Origin of the sequence: Streptosporangium oxazolinicum, assembly GCF_039537505.1 — a bacterium.
GTDB lineage: Bacteria > Actinomycetota > Actinomycetes > Streptosporangiales > Streptosporangiaceae > Streptosporangium > Streptosporangium oxazolinicum.
Genome location: NZ_BAABAQ010000012.1, coordinates 211,507 through 225,804 on the forward strand (window position 1 = coordinate 211,507; position 14,298 = coordinate 225,804).

The following is a 14,298-nucleotide window of genomic DNA, read 5'->3' on the forward strand; positions in this document are numbered from 1 at the left end:
ATGCACAGTATTGATGGCGACGCTTCGCGTCGCGGTTCGGTCGCGGGGTTCGCCGCCGTCGGCCTCGCCGTCCTGGTGGGTCTGGCCGGGGCTCCCGTGGCGAGTGCGGGGACCGCTCCGGCGCACTGCGCCCGGCTGGACCGGGTGGCGGTGCCGGGGGCCGAGCGCCAGGTGAAAGCCTGTCTGGACGACCTCACGACGGCGGGCACGACCGTCTCCGGGCACACCGACCCGGCCGACTGGGCGGGCCTGCACCCGGCGGGGGCGGTCAACCCGAAGGGCGTGCCCGGCATCCAGGTCGACGGCTACTTCCCCGACACCTCGACCTCCAACACGACGCACGGCTGGAACCACGACTCGCAGTTCGTCCTGCGGCTGCCCGACAACTGGAACGGCGGGCTGGTGGTCACCGGCACCCCGGGCAACCGGGAGCAGTACGCCAACGACTTCACCATCTCCGACTGGGCGCTGGCCAAGGGGTACGCCTACGCGGTGACGGACAAGGGCAACGTCGGCGTCACCTTCTACAAGGACGGGCGCAAGCCCGGTGACGCGGTCGCCGAGTGGAACGACCGGGTCACGCAGGTCGCGATCGCGGCCAAGGCCGTCGTCGCCCAGCGCTACGGCAGGCTTCCCAAGCGGACCTACGCCGCGGGCATCTCCAACGGCGGCTACCTGGTCCGCTGGCAGCTGGAGAACCGGGCCTGGCTGTACGACGGCGGGATCGACTGGGAGGGCACGCTCTGGCGGGTCAAGGGCGACAACCTGGTCAACTACCTGCCCCCGGCGCTGCGGGCCTACCCGGCGGGTGACACCCAGGCGATGTACGACGCGGGATTCGCCCGAGGGTCGGAGTTCCTGTGGCCGTTCCACTACCAGTACTACTGGGACCTGACCCAGCGCCTCTACCGTGAGGAGCTCGACCCCTCCTTCGACGGCGACACCGAGGCGGGCACCCCCTTCTGCGCCTCGGGCACCCCGGCCTGCGACGCCGACTACGACTACGACGCGCGCAAGCCGTACGCGGCGGTGAAGAAGATCGGGCTCACCGGCCGGATCGGCAAGCCGCTGATCACGATCCACGGCACGCTGGACACGCTGCTGCCGATCTCCCGCTCCGGCGACGTCTACGCGGACATGGTCGGCAAGCACCGGCCGTTCCGCTACTACCGGATCACCGACGGCACCCACGTGGACAGTCTCTACGCCTCCTACCCCGACAAGCTTCGCCCGTTGCTGCCGTGCTTCCGCAGCGCGTTCGAGACCATGGAGGGCTGGGTGGAGCGCGGGCAGAACCCGCCGCCGAGCGCGACCCTGCCCAGGCCCTCGACCGGCGACCTGCCCAACGAGTGCCGGTTGGGCGTGTGACGACCGCCGCCCGGTGCCGCACCGCCCCGACGGGCCGTGCGGCACCGGGCGGACGTCGGTCAGCGCCGGGCGGGTGCCCGGTCAAAGCCGGGCGAACGTCCGATCAAGCCGGGCGGATGCCCGGTCAAAGCCGGGCGGACATCGATCGGCGTCAGATGAACGTCAGTTGAGCATGTAGCGCCGCTGGACGGTCCTGGTCACCCGGACCGCGTTCCTGACCAGCGGTATTCGCAGCGCGACCCGCTTCAGCAGCGGGTACCAGGGCTCGGAGGGCTGCGCGGCGGCGGCCCGGTGGATCTCCACCCGGCCGCCGCGGTTCATCTCCACCTTGAAGCGCAGCCCGGTCTCCTTGCCGTCCACCCGCAGGAACGGCGCCCAGACGCCCGGCGCGAGGAACCCCTCCCGGTACACCCGCCGGGTCGGGATCTTGGCGATCAGCCGCCCGGCCAGTTCCCCGGGGACACCGGGCTCGACCAGCGCGGGGGCGGCGACCTCGCGGTCCCTGCCCGTACTCTGGCGGAACACCAGCTCCGCGGGCGGCCCCCCGCTCGGCGGCACGTACGGCACGGGCACGACGACGAAGACGTGCTTGCGCTGCCTGATGACCGTCGTACCCGGTGAGACCAGGACGATCGACTCGGGGAACGAGCGCGGTTCCACGCAGATGCCCAGTTCGCCGCTGTCGGACCACCAGGGGACGGTGAGCCGCCTGGAGCAGTCGGCGACCATCCCGGTGCAGTTCAGCGGCGCTCCGGTCACCCGGGTGCGTGCCTGCTGCGCCCCTCCGTACATGCGCACGTGTATCTCCCACAGTCCGGGCGGCAGCGGTCCGCCCGTCGCCGCGGCGTCGACGTCCAGCCGGGCCGTGCCCATGACCTGGAGCCTGACCCCGTCGCGGTGACGGCAGCGGATCATCGAGCACTTCGAGGGCAGGAAGTGGATGGCCCCGGTCTCCTCGTGCCTGACGTAGACCTCGAACCGCGCCCTGGCGGCGGCCTGGCTGACGTCGGCCATCTCGGGCGGCAGGCGGAACCCGTCGAGGGGCACCGGGGGCTCCCAGAGCAGGCCGTCGTCTCCGTAGGGGGTGAAGGTCACCGGGGTGCCGTCGGCCTGCGTGATCTCCGCGGTGAGCCCCATGACGAGCGCGCCGTCGTCCCAGTCGAGCTCGTCGAGGTCGGCCTGGAGGCGGACGCCGCGCATGGCTCCGGCCAGGACGACGAGCTGGTCGAGCCTGCCCGCGCGGAGCAGCGCGGCGCGAGCCCGCAGCGGAACGGGCAGCAGGAGGTCGAGGCGCGGGGGGAAGCGCTGGACGACCAGCTCGCGCAGGGTCGTGAAGGTGGCCGCCCGGTCCGTGGAGGAGGTGGCGAACCTGCTCCCGCCGAGCCGTCGCAGCACCGCGGTGCGGAACCAGTGGGCGTACATCCGGTCGCGGCGGCGCCCCTCGGGGACCTCGTCGTCGATGATGTCGAGCAGCTCGCGCAGCTCCGCGGCCCAGACGTAGGGGTCCTCCGGCAGCTCGGGCCACTCGGGCCGCTCGGTGACGTGGCAGCAGACCTCGTCGGCCATCACGACGATGTTCCCGGCCCGCAGGTAGGCGCGGAGCACGAAGGTCTGCTCGGCCAGGCACCCGCCGGGGTCGGGAAAGTTCAGCGCCTCGGCGTCGAGGAAGGCCCGGCGGAAGAGCTTGTGCGGTGTGAGCTGCGTGAGCAGCCGGTCCCTGACGATGTCGGCGTTCTCGCGGTCGGCGTCGAAGACCGCGGAGGACGGCCTCTGGTCACCGGCCAGCCGCCCGAGGAGGATGTCGGCCCCGCTCTCCACGGCCCGCAGGTACATCCGCTCCAGAGCGTCCCTTTCCAGGCGGTCGGCCTGGTCCAGCAGGTAGACGTACTCGCCCCTGGCGACCATGAGGGCGACGTTGCGGCCGCGCATCGGCGAGCCGGTCCGCTCAAGGTGGAGCACCCTGACGTTCGACCGCACCGCCTCCAGGGTGTCGAGGCGCCGCTGGATTCCGTCGTCGGAGCCGTCGTCGGCGAAGATGACCTCGTACTCCTCGGAGGCCATCGACTGTTCCAGCACCGACCGGATACAGTCGTCGGCGCCATCACCGGGGTTGTGCACCGGCACCACCACGCTGACCTTCACGTTCATGCGGCCAAGGGTGCGGCGCGCGGCGCCGGGAGACGGTCAGACTTGCCGACTCCTGGTCTCTCAGTACCAGCCTTTGGCCTGGGAATGGGCCCAGGCGCCGCAGGGCGAGCCGTAGCGGCCCTTGATGTAGCTGAGCCCCCACTCGATCTGGGTGGCCGCGTTGGTCTGCCAGTCGCTTCCCGCGCTGGCCATCTTGTGTCCGGGGAGGGACTGGGGAATGCCGTAGGCGCCGCTGGAGGTGTTCATGGCGCGCTCGTTCCAGCCGCTCTCCTTCATCCAGAGTTTCTCCAGGCAGCCCCACTCGCCGCCCTGGCCCCTGGACTCCAGCATCTCCTTGCCCAGTGCCCTGTTGCCGGTCGGGTTGGAGGTGCCCGGGGGGAGTTGCTGCGGGTTGAAGCCGCCACCGCCCGGCGCCTCGTCAACGATCTTGACCTGGCTGAGGGCCTTGCGGTTGTCGCGCTCAGCGGCGATCTTGTCGGCCTTGAGCGCCTGGGCGGCCTGGGCCTTCAGCATGTCGGACTTGAGGTCGGAGCCGAACGGGTCGGAGCCGAGCATCTGCGCCATCTCGTCCAGGGTGAGTGGCTGCGTCGGCGGCGCCGAGGCGTTCTGGACGGCGGTGTAGGCGGTGAAGGCGCCTCCACCCACCAGGACCACGACCGCGGCCCCCAGGATCAGCACGCGCTTGGAGGTCGTACCGCGCTTCGAGGCGGGACCGTCGGCGACCTTCCCCCTGACCGCTCTGCGGTTCGTACGGCGGCCGCGGGGCGCCGAGCGCTCCTTCAGTTGCTGTGATCCTGGACTCACGACCTATGAGCTTGCCGTGGGGAGGGGGGTGGTCCGCAACCGGAACGGGAGAGTTGGTCTGCGCTCGACCGGACCCGCAGGGGTTTCTCACGACCTAACCGCCAGGCCACCAGCGCTTTCCAGGCAACGGAAGCTTGGGAGTGATTTTGCTCACATTTTGCCATACGAGGCCACTTCGGCCATCCGGGCGATCATGAAATTGCCCGAATCGTGGTCTGACCACCTCATTCAGGTACTGTTTGCCTTATGTCTGGGTTTCGTGACCCGGCAGATCCATCCGAGCCTTGGGAGAATAATTACCCGGTGGCAGGCATCCTCCTCGTCGAAGACGACCCCTCGGTCCGGACCGGGCTGGAGCTGGCGCTCACCCGGCAGGGCCACTCCGTCACCGCGTACGCCAGCGGTGAGGAGGCCCTTGAGCACATCAGGTCCCGCCGCCCCGAGATCGCCATCCTGGACGTCATGCTGCCCGGCATCGACGGCGTGGAGGTGTGCCGTCGCATCCGCAGGCTCGACCAGCTGCCGGTGATCCTCCTCACCGCCAGGGGCGACGACCTCGACGTGGTCGTGGGGCTGGAGGCCGGGGCCGACGACTACGTGGTCAAACCGGTCGAGCCCCGCGTGCTGGACGCCCGCATCCGCGCCGTCCTGCGCCGGATGGAGTCGGTCGCCTCCGACCGCATCACCTTCGGCGACCTGGTCATCGACCGGGGCGCGCTCAAGGTGGCGCTGGGGGGCCGCGAGGTCCACCTCACCCCCACCGAGCTGCGACTCCTGCTCGAACTCGTCCGCCACCCCGGCCAGGTGCTCAACCGCAGATACCTGCTGCGGGCCGTCTGGGACCACACCCACGTCGCCGACTCCCGGCTGGTCGACGCCTGCGTCCAGCGGGTCCGCGCCAAGATCGAGGCGGTCCCCGCCGAGCCCGAGTTCATCCACACGGTGCGGGGGTTCGGCTACCGGTTCAGCCCACCGTGAAACAGACGTTCCCTCCTTCGACGAAGCGGATGTACACCGGGCTGCGCGGGCGCCTGGTGATCACTTTCACCCTGATCGCCGTCACCGCCTCCGCGGTCGTCGCGGGAATCGGCTACGAGTTCGTGAAGAGCCGCATGATCGGGCGCGCCGAACTGGTGGCCGTGAGCAACGTCCGCGACATCCTGGAGGGCAGCAGGGTGCCCGTCGGCGCGCTCTGGCCGGGAGACGGCCCGCCGACCGACGAGGAGATCAGCGCGCTGCAGAAGAGCCTGCGCCCCCAGGGCGGCAAGGTGGTGGTCCGCTATGAGGACTACCCCTACCCCGACGGCGACTTCGACATCAAGGACGTCCCCGGCGACCTCGCCGCCAGGGCCACCCAGCGGATGGTCGCCAAGCGCATGACCATCGGCGGCGACATGTGGCTGCTCATCGGCACCCCCGTCTGGCGGATCGAGCCCATCCACACCGCCCAGCCCACCGGGATGACCGTCTTCGTGTTCGCCCCCCTCATCGAGGAGGAACGGCTGCTGAGCGGCCTGCGACAGCCGCTCGCCGTCGCCGGTGTCGCCATGCTGATCATCGCGCTGTCCCTGGGCCTGGTGTCGGCCCGGCAGCTCCTGCTGCCGGTCAGGCGGCTCGGTTCGGCGGCCCGCGCGCTCGGTGCCGGCCACCTGGACACCCGCCTGCCCGTACACGGCCAGGACGAGCTCGCCGAGCTCACCGCCACGTTCAACGACACCGCCGCCGCCCTGGAGCGAAGCGTCACCGAGCTGCGCGCGCTGGAGGCGATGTCCCGCCGCTTCGTGGCCGACGTCTCGCACGAGCTGAGGACCCCCCTGACCGCGATGACCGCGGTCACCGACATGCTCTCCGAGGAGGCCGACCGGCTGCCCCCCGAGCCCGCGGCGGCCGTACGGCTGGTGCTGCGCGAGATCGCGCGGCTGCGGACCCTGATCGAGCAGCTCATCGAGGCGAGCCGCTTCGACTCGGGCACCGCGACGCTGAACGTGGACACCGTGAACATCGTGGACGTGGTCTGCGACTGCCTGGAGACGCGCGGCTGGTCGGACCGGGTACGGGTGAACGTCCCGGAGGGACTGGCCTTCTCCGTCGACCCCAGGCGCTTCGACGTCATCGTGGCCAACCTGGTGGGCAACGCCCTGCGCCACGGCGAGCTCCCGGTGATGGTGACCGCCCGCAGCACCCCGAACGGCCTGGAGGTGAAGGTGCGCGACCACGGCAAGGGCATCCCGGCGAAGGATCTGCCCTTCGTGTTCAACCGTTTCTACAAGGCCGGCGCCCGGGGCGACGGCAGCGGGCTCGGCCTGTCCATCGCGCGGGCCAACGCCCAGCTGCACGGGGGCACGATCTCGGTCCGCGCGCAGCGGCCCGGGACCCTCTTCACGGTCTGGCTCCCCCCGGCATGAGACGTCCCACCCACTCCCGCGCCCCGAGCGCCCCCGGCACGGAACGGATCACCCGCTCCCACGCCCTGACCGCCCTCGGCATGGGACGGTCCACCCACCCGTACGCCCCGAGCACGGGACGGTTCCCCCGCTCCCGCGCCCTGACCGCCCTCGGTGCGGGGCGGTTCGCCGGTGTGAGGTGGCTCGCCTGCCTGCTCGCCGCCCTGGTGCTCTGCGGATGCGGCATCTCCCCCACCGACGTCCAGGACTACGGCCGACCGCCGGTGATCAGCTACAGCCCCACGTGGGTGACGGTCTATCTGCTCCGCGACAACCGGCTGGAGCCCGTCAAGATCCCGGTGGTCTCCGACTCGGCGAAGAACATCATCGACACCCTGTTCCGGGCCGGCAAGCAGCCGCCGAAGGCGGGGCTGACCAGCGCGCTCAACGACTTCAGCCACTACGACACCAAGACGACCCGCTACTCCGACAACACCGACCAGCGCAACGAGCCGGACGACAACCTGGGCTATCGGCTGAACGTGATCATCACGGGCGAGGGCAAGATCTCCAAGCAGGCCCTCGCCCAGATCACCTGCACCATCCGGCAGAACAAGCAGGAGAGCATCTGGAGCGTCGAGGTCACCCGGCTCTTCCCGGGCACCCCGGAGACGATGGGCGACCGGGGCTGCTTCGAGTACCGCAACCTCGCGGCACCCGGCGTGCGGCTACCCCCCTGAGGAACCCGCCGCTCTCGTGGACCCCGCGCTTTAAGAACTTCACCGCTTTGAGGAACCCGCCGCCCTGAGGAACCCCGCGCGGCCCTGGAGAACCCCGAGCCGCTCCGAAGAACCTCGCCGCCCTGGGAACCCTGTCGTTTTGGGGGACCCCCGCCGCGAGGCTCTCGGAGCCGGGACGCGCGGAACCCGAGCCGGAACGCGCGGAGCGCGGTCGCGGGCCCGTACGGCACCCGCGACCGCGCTCCGGCGGTGGCGTCGAGACGCCGCCGTCACATCGTGATGTCCTCCAGCATCTCGGTGACCAGCGCCGCGATCGGCGAACGCTCCGAGCGGGTCAGGGTGACGTGCGCGAACAGCGGGTGCCCCTTGAGCTTCTCCACCACCGCCACGACACCGTCATGGCGGCCCACCCGCAGGTTGTCGCGCTGGGCGATGTCGTGGGTGAGGACCACCCGGGAGTTGGCGCCGATCCGGCTCAGCACGGTGAGCAGCACCCCGCGCTCCAGTGACTGCGCCTCGTCCACGATGACGAAGGCGTCGTGGAGCGACCGGCCGCGGATGTGGGTGAGCGGGAGCACCTCCAGCATGCCCCGGTCCATGACCTCATCGATCACCTCGGGCGTGGTGACCGCGCCCAGGGTGTCGTAGACCGCCTGCGCCCACGGGCTCATCTTCTCGTTCTCGGAACCGGGCAGGTAGCCCAGCTCCTGGCCGCCCACGGCGTACAGGGGACGGAAGACGATGACCTTGCGGTGCTGGCGGCGCTCCAGGACCGCCTCCAGGCCCGCGCAGAGGGCGAGCGCGGACTTGCCGGTGCCCGCCCGGCCGCCCAGCGAGACGATGCCGACCTCGGGATCCATCAGGAGGTCGAGCGCGATCCGCTGCTCGGCGGAGCGGCCGTGCAGGCCGAACACCTCCCGGTCGCCGCGCACCAGGCGCACCGACTTGTCGGGCAGCACCCGGCCCAGCGCGGAACCCTTGCTGGACAGCAGGCGCAGGCCCGTGTGGGTGGGCAGGTCACGGGCCTCGACCAGGTCGGTCGTACCGTGCTCGAAGAGCGTCTCGACGTCCTCCGTGGTCACCTGGAGTTCGTCCATGCCGGTCCAGCCGGACTCCACCACGAGTTCGGCGCGGTATTCGTCCGCGGCGAGCCCGATGGAGGCGGCCTTCACCCGCAGCGGCAGGTCCTTGGAGACCAGCACCACGTCCTTCCCCTCCGCGGCGAGGGTCTTCGCCACGGTCAGGATGCGGGTGTCGTTGTCGCCGAGCCGGAACCCGACGGGCAGGACGGATGGGTCACTGTGGTTGAGCTCGACCCGGATGGTGCCCTCGCCGATCGGCATGGGCTCGTCCAGACGTCCGTGTGTCACCCGGAGTTCGTCGAGGGATCTCAGCGCCTTACGCGCGAAGTATCCGAGCTCTGGATGATGGCGTTTGCCCTCCAACTCGGTGATGACGACGATCGGGAGGACGACCTCATGCTCGGCGAAACGGCTCATCGCCGTTGGATCCGCCAGGAGCACCGAGGTGTCCAGGACGTACGTGCGCCGCTGCACTGCCGGCGACGTGGGTGAGGACGAAGGGTTTGCCACGCGTTCTCCCCCGGGCGCCATGGACGGCGCCCTGCCATGAGCTGGGATGCGGACCGGCCCCGGGCCCGCTCACGAGAACGTCGAGCAGGGACCGTGGACCGGCCCTCCTCAGCAGGTCGTGACGCAAAGGCGGGCCCTCTCCGGCGTAGGTGAGCTGTGCTCTCCTACTTCTTACGGTACGTCCTGAATGCCCGAGTTCCAACTGCTTAAGACTGACCGAAAGGGGTCGTTCATGTGGAGTTTCAGGAACCGTACCTGCGGTGTCGCGCGGCGTAGGAGCGGAGAGCCCGCAAGAAGTCGACCCTGCGGAAGTCAGGCCAGTAGGCCTCGCAGAAGTAGAATTCGGAGTGAGCGCTCTGCCAGAGCAGGAAGCCCGAGAGCCGCTGCTCCCCCGATGTCCGGATGACCAGATCCGGGTCGGGCTGGCCGCGCGTGTAGAGATGCTCCGCGATGTGCTCGACATCGAGGACCTCGACAAGGTCCTCGATGCTCGCGCCCTTGCTCGCGTGCTCCTGAAGAAGGGAGCGCACCGCATCAGCGATCTCACGCCTTCCTCCATACCCAACCGCAACGTTCACAATCAAACCGGGACGATGTGATGTCGCTTCTTTTGCGTTTTTGAGGACACGGGCCGTGTGATCGGGCAGCAGATCGAGTGCTCCCATGGGCTTGATGTGCCATCCGTCGGCCACGAGCTCCTGGACCACGTCCTCGATGATCTTCATCAGGAGGTCCAGCTCGTCCTTGGAGCGGTTGATGTTGTCGCTCGACAGCAGCCACACGGTGACGACCTCGACACCGGCCTCGCGGCACCAGCCGAGCAGCTCCGAGATCTTGTCCGCGCCCTTGCGGTGCCCTCGGCTCACGTCGTCGATGCCCATCGAGCGCGCCCAGCGCCGGTTGCCGTCGACGATCACGCCGACGTGCCGGGGAGCCATCTCCTTCTGACGGGACAGCTTCGCCTCAAGCCGGCGTTCGTACAGCCGGTAGACGAGATCGCGCACGCCCATTGAAGCCCCTCCCTCAGCACCTGCCACGAATGGGCACTGACAGGCAATTATCGCCGCCCCGCGGACCCCTCGGCCCCCTCTACAGGGATCTGGCGGGCTTGCCCGGCTTGCGGGACCCCAGGCAGTCCTCGGCCTCAGCGACGAGTGCCTCCACGAAAACGCCCAGCTCAGAGGATGTCAGAACGGCGCGCATGCCCACCCCGCCGCCGCCCCAGGCCTCCAGGAACGCCCTTCTGGTGAGCCGCCACTCTCCGCCGGGCCCTCGCCGCCCGGGGACCCAGACCGGGATGGTCCGCAGCTGACAGCGGAGTTCGCCCCCGCCGACGATCCCGTTCCTGGCTCGGTAACGAAAGGCGAACAGTTCCGTGTCGTCGGGGAAGCGGTCGTCGGGGTCGGGCCACCGGGCCTCGTGGCCCGCACGCGCCTCGGCGACCCCTCGCGCCAGCCGGGTGAGGAACCAGCCGCACCGCTCGCCCACCGTGCCGTACAGCGCGCCGTCGCGGTGGAGCTGCAGGGTGATCTCGTACGGCGTGCCGACACTGTCACGGCACGCCACCGGCGTAACGGTCAGATAAGAACCATCAAGACAACGCAGTCCCCCCACCTCAGAGAGGGTATCCCTGCCTCAGTCCGCCAAAACATGATCAACGCCATCTATGTCCCCGCCGGCCGGGTGGCCGGTGCCGTCCGTTCCCGCCCGTCCTCGGCCTCGAACCGGCACGGGACGCGCGGGAAGCAGGCGATCTCCTCGTCCGGGAACGTCATGGCGACCGGGGCGGGATCGCGCCGCGTCCGTCCGCGATCCTCAGGAACTGCCGCCGCAACCGCCCCCGCCTCCGCCTCCGCAGCTGGAACCGGAGCCGGAGTCGGAGCCACCCCCGTCGCCCCCGTAGAAACCGTAGGAGCCCGCAGAGGCACCGGAGGCGCCGGACCGGGAGGCACGGCGGCGTGGCGCGGACGACGACGGCCGCCCGCTCATGGACAGGGCGGCCGCCAGCTGCCCGTCCTCCAGCTGCTTCAGGCCGTGCAGGGCCACGCCCAGGATGTTCAGCTCGTCACCGTCGACGCGGCCACCGGCGCGGGGTGGCAGGGACCTGTCCTCGCGGTGGCGCAGGCGGTAGTGGGCAAGGGCGACCTTCCCGGCGCGGTTGGGGTGGGTGGGGTCGGCCCGGCCGGAACCGGGCGCGTCGATCAGCGCCAGGTCCCTCAGCCGCGCGATCAGCATGGTCACCGCGGGCCCCCAGGACACCGCGTTCCTGACCTCCCAGACCGGCACGCCCTCTCCCCTCACCCTGAGCAGGTCGAGGATCTCGGTCTGCAGCGGCTGGGTGAACACGCCGACCTGGCCGGACACCGGGGTGAGCCGCCCGTCACGCCGCGCCCGGACCGCCCCGCCCGCCGCCGTCAGCGAGGCCAGCGCGGTGTCGACCGCCCGGCCCCGGCCGCCCGCGAGCAGCGCCAGCTCGTACGGCGTCAGCTCGGGCCCCTCGTAGACACGCGAGGGGCGCACCGCCAGACGCAGCGCGACCAGCACCGCCACCACCAGAAGCGCGAAACCCACCACGACGACGATCTGTACGGTCTGCATGACGGCCTCCGGGATGACGCCCCTGCCTGAGGTTCACTATCCAGTGGACGAACGGGGAGGACCAGAAGTTTCAGCGGTCCCCGGCCCGGCACATCGTCTCAGCGGCCCCGGTCCGGCCCGCCCGTTTCGGCGACGCCCTGTCCGGCACGCCGGTTCCGCGACGCCCGGTCCGGCGTGCCGATTCAGCGGCGCCCGCCGGGTCGGCGTGCCGCTTCGGCGGTGCCCGGTCCGGTGTGCCGTTTCAGCGGCGCCTGCCGAAAAGCGACCACCGGCGGGGCTCGGGACCGGGTGGGGAGGCGGGCGCGGGGCCGGGTTCCTCCGGCAGCCGTCCCGCCACACGGAGGCGCTCGGCGAAGTCACGGGCGTCGGCGTGGGAGCCGCCCTGCGGTTTGGGACGGCCTCGCGCGTACGCGTCGAACTCGGCGGCGAAACCGTCACCGAGCAGCGCGACCAGGTCGGGGCGCAGCCTGGCCACCGTCCTGCGCCGCTTGGAGATCAGGCTGGACTCCTGGATTCGCAGCCGCTCCCGGTCGAACCCCCGCGGCGCCTCCTCCCCGGCCACCAGGGCCGCCACCAGGGCCGTCTGGGCCCTGGCCAGCGCCTCGCGCGCCACCGCGTCGTCAGACACGGGCCATCGCGCCGCGGATCCGGTCGAGCTCCCCCTCCAGGGCGCCGTCACTGGGGTAGTCGTCGTCCCATTCCAGCAGCACACCGGGCGGATCGACCCGGGCGCACAGCTCGGAGAGGATGTCCAGCACGTCCTGCGGGACGTGGGCGGTGTGGGTGTCGTGCCACACCCCCTGGTGGGAGTGGCCCCCGGCGACGTGGACGTAGGCCAGCTCGGACAGCGGGAGGCCGTCCAGCGCGGCGGTGGCCGACAGTCCCAGGTTGACCTGGTTCGTGTAGAGGTTCGCCACGTCGATCAGGAGCCCGACGCCGGTCATCTCCACCAGCTCGCCGAGGAAGGCGGCCTCGGTCATCTCGTCCTCCGGCCAGCCGAACAGAGCCGCGACGTTCTCCAGGGCCAGCGGCACGGGAAGCGCCTCCTGTGCCCGCCGCACGTTCTCGGCGACGACGGAGAGCGCGGCCCGGGTACGCGGGACGGGGAGCAGGTGCCCGGCCTCCATCCCGCCCGCCCGTACGAAGGCGAGGTGCTCGCTGACCAGCGGCGCGTCCAGGGCGCGGGCGCAGGCCGCCAGGTGTGCCAGCCGCCGAGGGTCGGGGGACTCGGCGCCGCCGATGCCCAGCCCGACACCGTGCGGGATCACCGGCACCCCGCGGGCGCGGAGCACCCGCAGCGACTCGGGGAGCCGGGCGGGGTTGACGTTCTCGGCGATGACCTCGACGAAGTCGACCCCGGGCAGCCGCTCCACGGTCAGGTCGATCTCAGGGCGCCAGCCGATGCCCACGCCCAGCGCCGGAGGCTCAGCCGCCATCGGAAGCACCCCCGCCCCGGCCTACGGGCAGCCCGGCCACCACCGCTGGGGCGACCGGGGTGATTGAGACGGCTGGGACGACTGGGGCGGCCTCGGTGGCCGTCACCGCCGTGGCCGGATGCCGCTCACCCACCGCAACCGCCACCGCCGCACCCTCCGCCGCAGCTGGACCCGCCACCGCCGTCACTCGATCCGCCGCCGTCACCCGACCCGCCGGAGTCGCCCCAGCCACCGGAGCCGAAGTCGCCACCACCGCCGAAGGAGGAGCCGTCACCCGAGCTCGGGCCGCCCCCGCAGGCGCCCGTGGCGCAGTTGCCCGAACCGTTCGCGGTCTGGCGCTGGAGCTCCTCCTCCAGGCCGGGCTCGTTGAGCTCGCTCAGGCCGTACAGGGCGACGGGGATGCCGACGGCGAAGGCCAGGTCGGGCGCGAGGGGCCGGGCGCCCCGGACGTAGGTTCTGCGGGCGGCGGCGAGCACCTGGTGGCCGGCGTTACTCAGGACGTCGCGCAGCGCCCGCCTCTGCCGCGCGTAGGTGGAGAAACCGCCGATCACCGAGAACATCCCCACCAGCAGCGCGAAGGTGCCCAATCCTCCGGTCGCCCCGGCGAGCAGGATGCCCGCCACGACGACCACCTCGACGATCGAGGCGATCTGGAGCCTGCTCAGCAGGGCCTGCGCGTGGTCGAGCGCGCCCTCGGGCACGAGCAGGCCGAGCCCCAGCAGCCGGTAGCGCAGGCTGTCGACGCTCTGTCCCTCGGCCACCGCCCGGCGGACCTCGCCCACGGGGGCCGACCCTCCGCGCAGGTGGAGCGCCTCCATGACGGCGTACTCGACCGGGTCGGGAGAGGGCTTGGCCCCGGCGACCAGGCTGGCCTGGCCGCCTCGCGAGACCCGGATCGCCCCGGCCCTGGCCAGCAGGCCGAGCGCGGTGTTGATCACACGGCGCGGCCCTCCGGAGAGATAGGCGAGCTCGTACGGGTTGGGTGGTCCGCCGTAGTGGCCGACCATGGCCGAGCGGACCCGGCGGTGTTCGCGGCGCACCGCGAGGGCCGTGGAGAGGATGACCAGGGCGACGACACAGGCGATGACGAACAGCGAGAACTCCATGTCCGCCTCCTCGGGGGGAAAGGTGGGCCACAGGAGCGGCGTCCCGTGCACTCAGGTAGACGCGCACAGCCTGGCAGAAGTTTGGCCCGACTTCGACGGCGACCCGGTGAGATGTCGGTCAC

Annotated in this window: 13 protein-coding genes; 4 read left to right on the forward strand and 9 right to left on the reverse strand. The window is 71.1% G+C overall.

Annotation, left to right across the window (positions count from 1 at the left end):
• Positions 1–1,368 carry a tannase/feruloyl esterase family alpha/beta hydrolase gene (locus ABD817_RS28975; protein WP_344921370.1) on the forward strand — a complete coding sequence of 456 codons (1,368 nt, stop codon included), beginning with the start codon at positions 1–3 and terminating at the stop codon, positions 1,366–1,368.
• A gap of 162 nt (positions 1,369–1,530) precedes the next feature.
• On the opposite strand, the gene ABD817_RS28980 is transcribed toward ABD817_RS28975, so the two are convergent.
• Positions 1,531–3,516 carry a glycosyltransferase family 2 protein gene (locus tag ABD817_RS28980; RefSeq protein ID WP_344921371.1) on the reverse strand — a complete coding sequence of 662 codons (1,986 nt, stop codon included), beginning with the start codon at positions 3,514–3,516 and terminating at the stop codon, positions 1,531–1,533.
• A 60-nt stretch (positions 3,517–3,576) separates the two neighbouring features.
• Entirely contained in the window at positions 3,577–4,320 is a 744-nt protein-coding gene (locus tag ABD817_RS28985; protein ID WP_344921372.1) for an aggregation-promoting factor C-terminal-like domain-containing protein, read from the reverse strand.
• A gap of 303 nt (positions 4,321–4,623) precedes the next feature.
• Between ABD817_RS28985 and ABD817_RS28990 the strand changes: the two genes are divergently transcribed.
• The 3 genes from ABD817_RS28990 to ABD817_RS29000 are packed head-to-tail and all read left to right on the forward strand — an operon-like array spanning position 4,624 to position 7,444.
• Entirely contained in the window at positions 4,624–5,298 is a 675-nt protein-coding gene (locus ABD817_RS28990) for a response regulator (RefSeq protein ID WP_344921373.1), read from the forward strand.
• Complete coding sequence (locus ABD817_RS28995; RefSeq protein ID WP_344921374.1) at positions 5,295–6,725, forward strand: ATP-binding protein; 1,431 nt, start codon at positions 5,295–5,297, stop codon at positions 6,723–6,725. The genes ABD817_RS28990 and ABD817_RS28995 overlap by 4 nt, the downstream gene beginning before the upstream one ends.
• Positions 6,722–7,444 carry a hypothetical protein gene (locus ABD817_RS29000; RefSeq protein ID WP_344921375.1) on the forward strand — a complete coding sequence of 241 codons (723 nt, stop codon included), beginning with the start codon at positions 6,722–6,724 and terminating at the stop codon, positions 7,442–7,444. Before ABD817_RS28995 ends, ABD817_RS29000 begins: the two co-directional genes overlap by 4 nt.
• A gap of 269 nt (positions 7,445–7,713) precedes the next feature.
• Here ABD817_RS29000 and phoH2 read toward each other — a convergent pair whose 3' ends face one another.
• From phoH2 to ABD817_RS29035, 7 genes are all read right to left on the reverse strand, one after another.
• On the reverse strand, positions 7,714–9,057 hold the full coding sequence (gene phoH2 / locus ABD817_RS29005) for an RNA 5'-3' helicase PhoH2 (protein WP_344921376.1): 1,344 nt from the start codon (positions 9,055–9,057) through the stop codon (positions 7,714–7,716).
• Positions 9,058–9,278: 221 nt separating this feature from the next.
• On the reverse strand, positions 9,279–10,046 hold the full coding sequence (locus tag ABD817_RS29010; RefSeq protein ID WP_329085962.1) for an isoprenyl transferase: 768 nt from the start codon (positions 10,044–10,046) through the stop codon (positions 9,279–9,281).
• Positions 10,047–10,125: 79 nt separating this feature from the next.
• The gene (locus ABD817_RS29015; RefSeq protein ID WP_344921377.1) at positions 10,126–10,602 is read right to left on the reverse strand and encodes a hypothetical protein; all 477 of its coding nucleotides are present in this window, start codon (positions 10,600–10,602) and stop codon (positions 10,126–10,128) included.
• A 249-nt stretch (positions 10,603–10,851) separates the two neighbouring features.
• Complete coding sequence (locus tag ABD817_RS29020; protein ID WP_344921378.1) at positions 10,852–11,634, reverse strand: TIGR04222 domain-containing membrane protein; 783 nt, start codon at positions 11,632–11,634, stop codon at positions 10,852–10,854.
• Positions 11,635–11,875: 241 nt separating this feature from the next.
• On the reverse strand, positions 11,876–12,262 hold the full coding sequence (locus ABD817_RS29025) for an SCO6045 C-terminal-like domain-containing protein (protein ID WP_344921379.1): 387 nt from the start codon (positions 12,260–12,262) through the stop codon (positions 11,876–11,878).
• A complete protein-coding gene (locus tag ABD817_RS29030) occupies positions 12,255–13,070 on the reverse strand; it encodes an MbnB/TglH/ChrH family RiPP precursor modification enzyme (protein WP_344921380.1) in 816 nt (271 codons plus the stop codon). The genes ABD817_RS29025 and ABD817_RS29030 overlap by 8 nt, the downstream gene beginning before the upstream one ends.
• 125 nt (positions 13,071–13,195) lie before the next feature.
• The gene (locus tag ABD817_RS29035) at positions 13,196–14,176 is read right to left on the reverse strand and encodes a TIGR04222 domain-containing membrane protein (RefSeq protein ID WP_344921381.1); all 981 of its coding nucleotides are present in this window, start codon (positions 14,174–14,176) and stop codon (positions 13,196–13,198) included.
• Positions 14,177–14,298 lie beyond the last annotated feature (122 nt).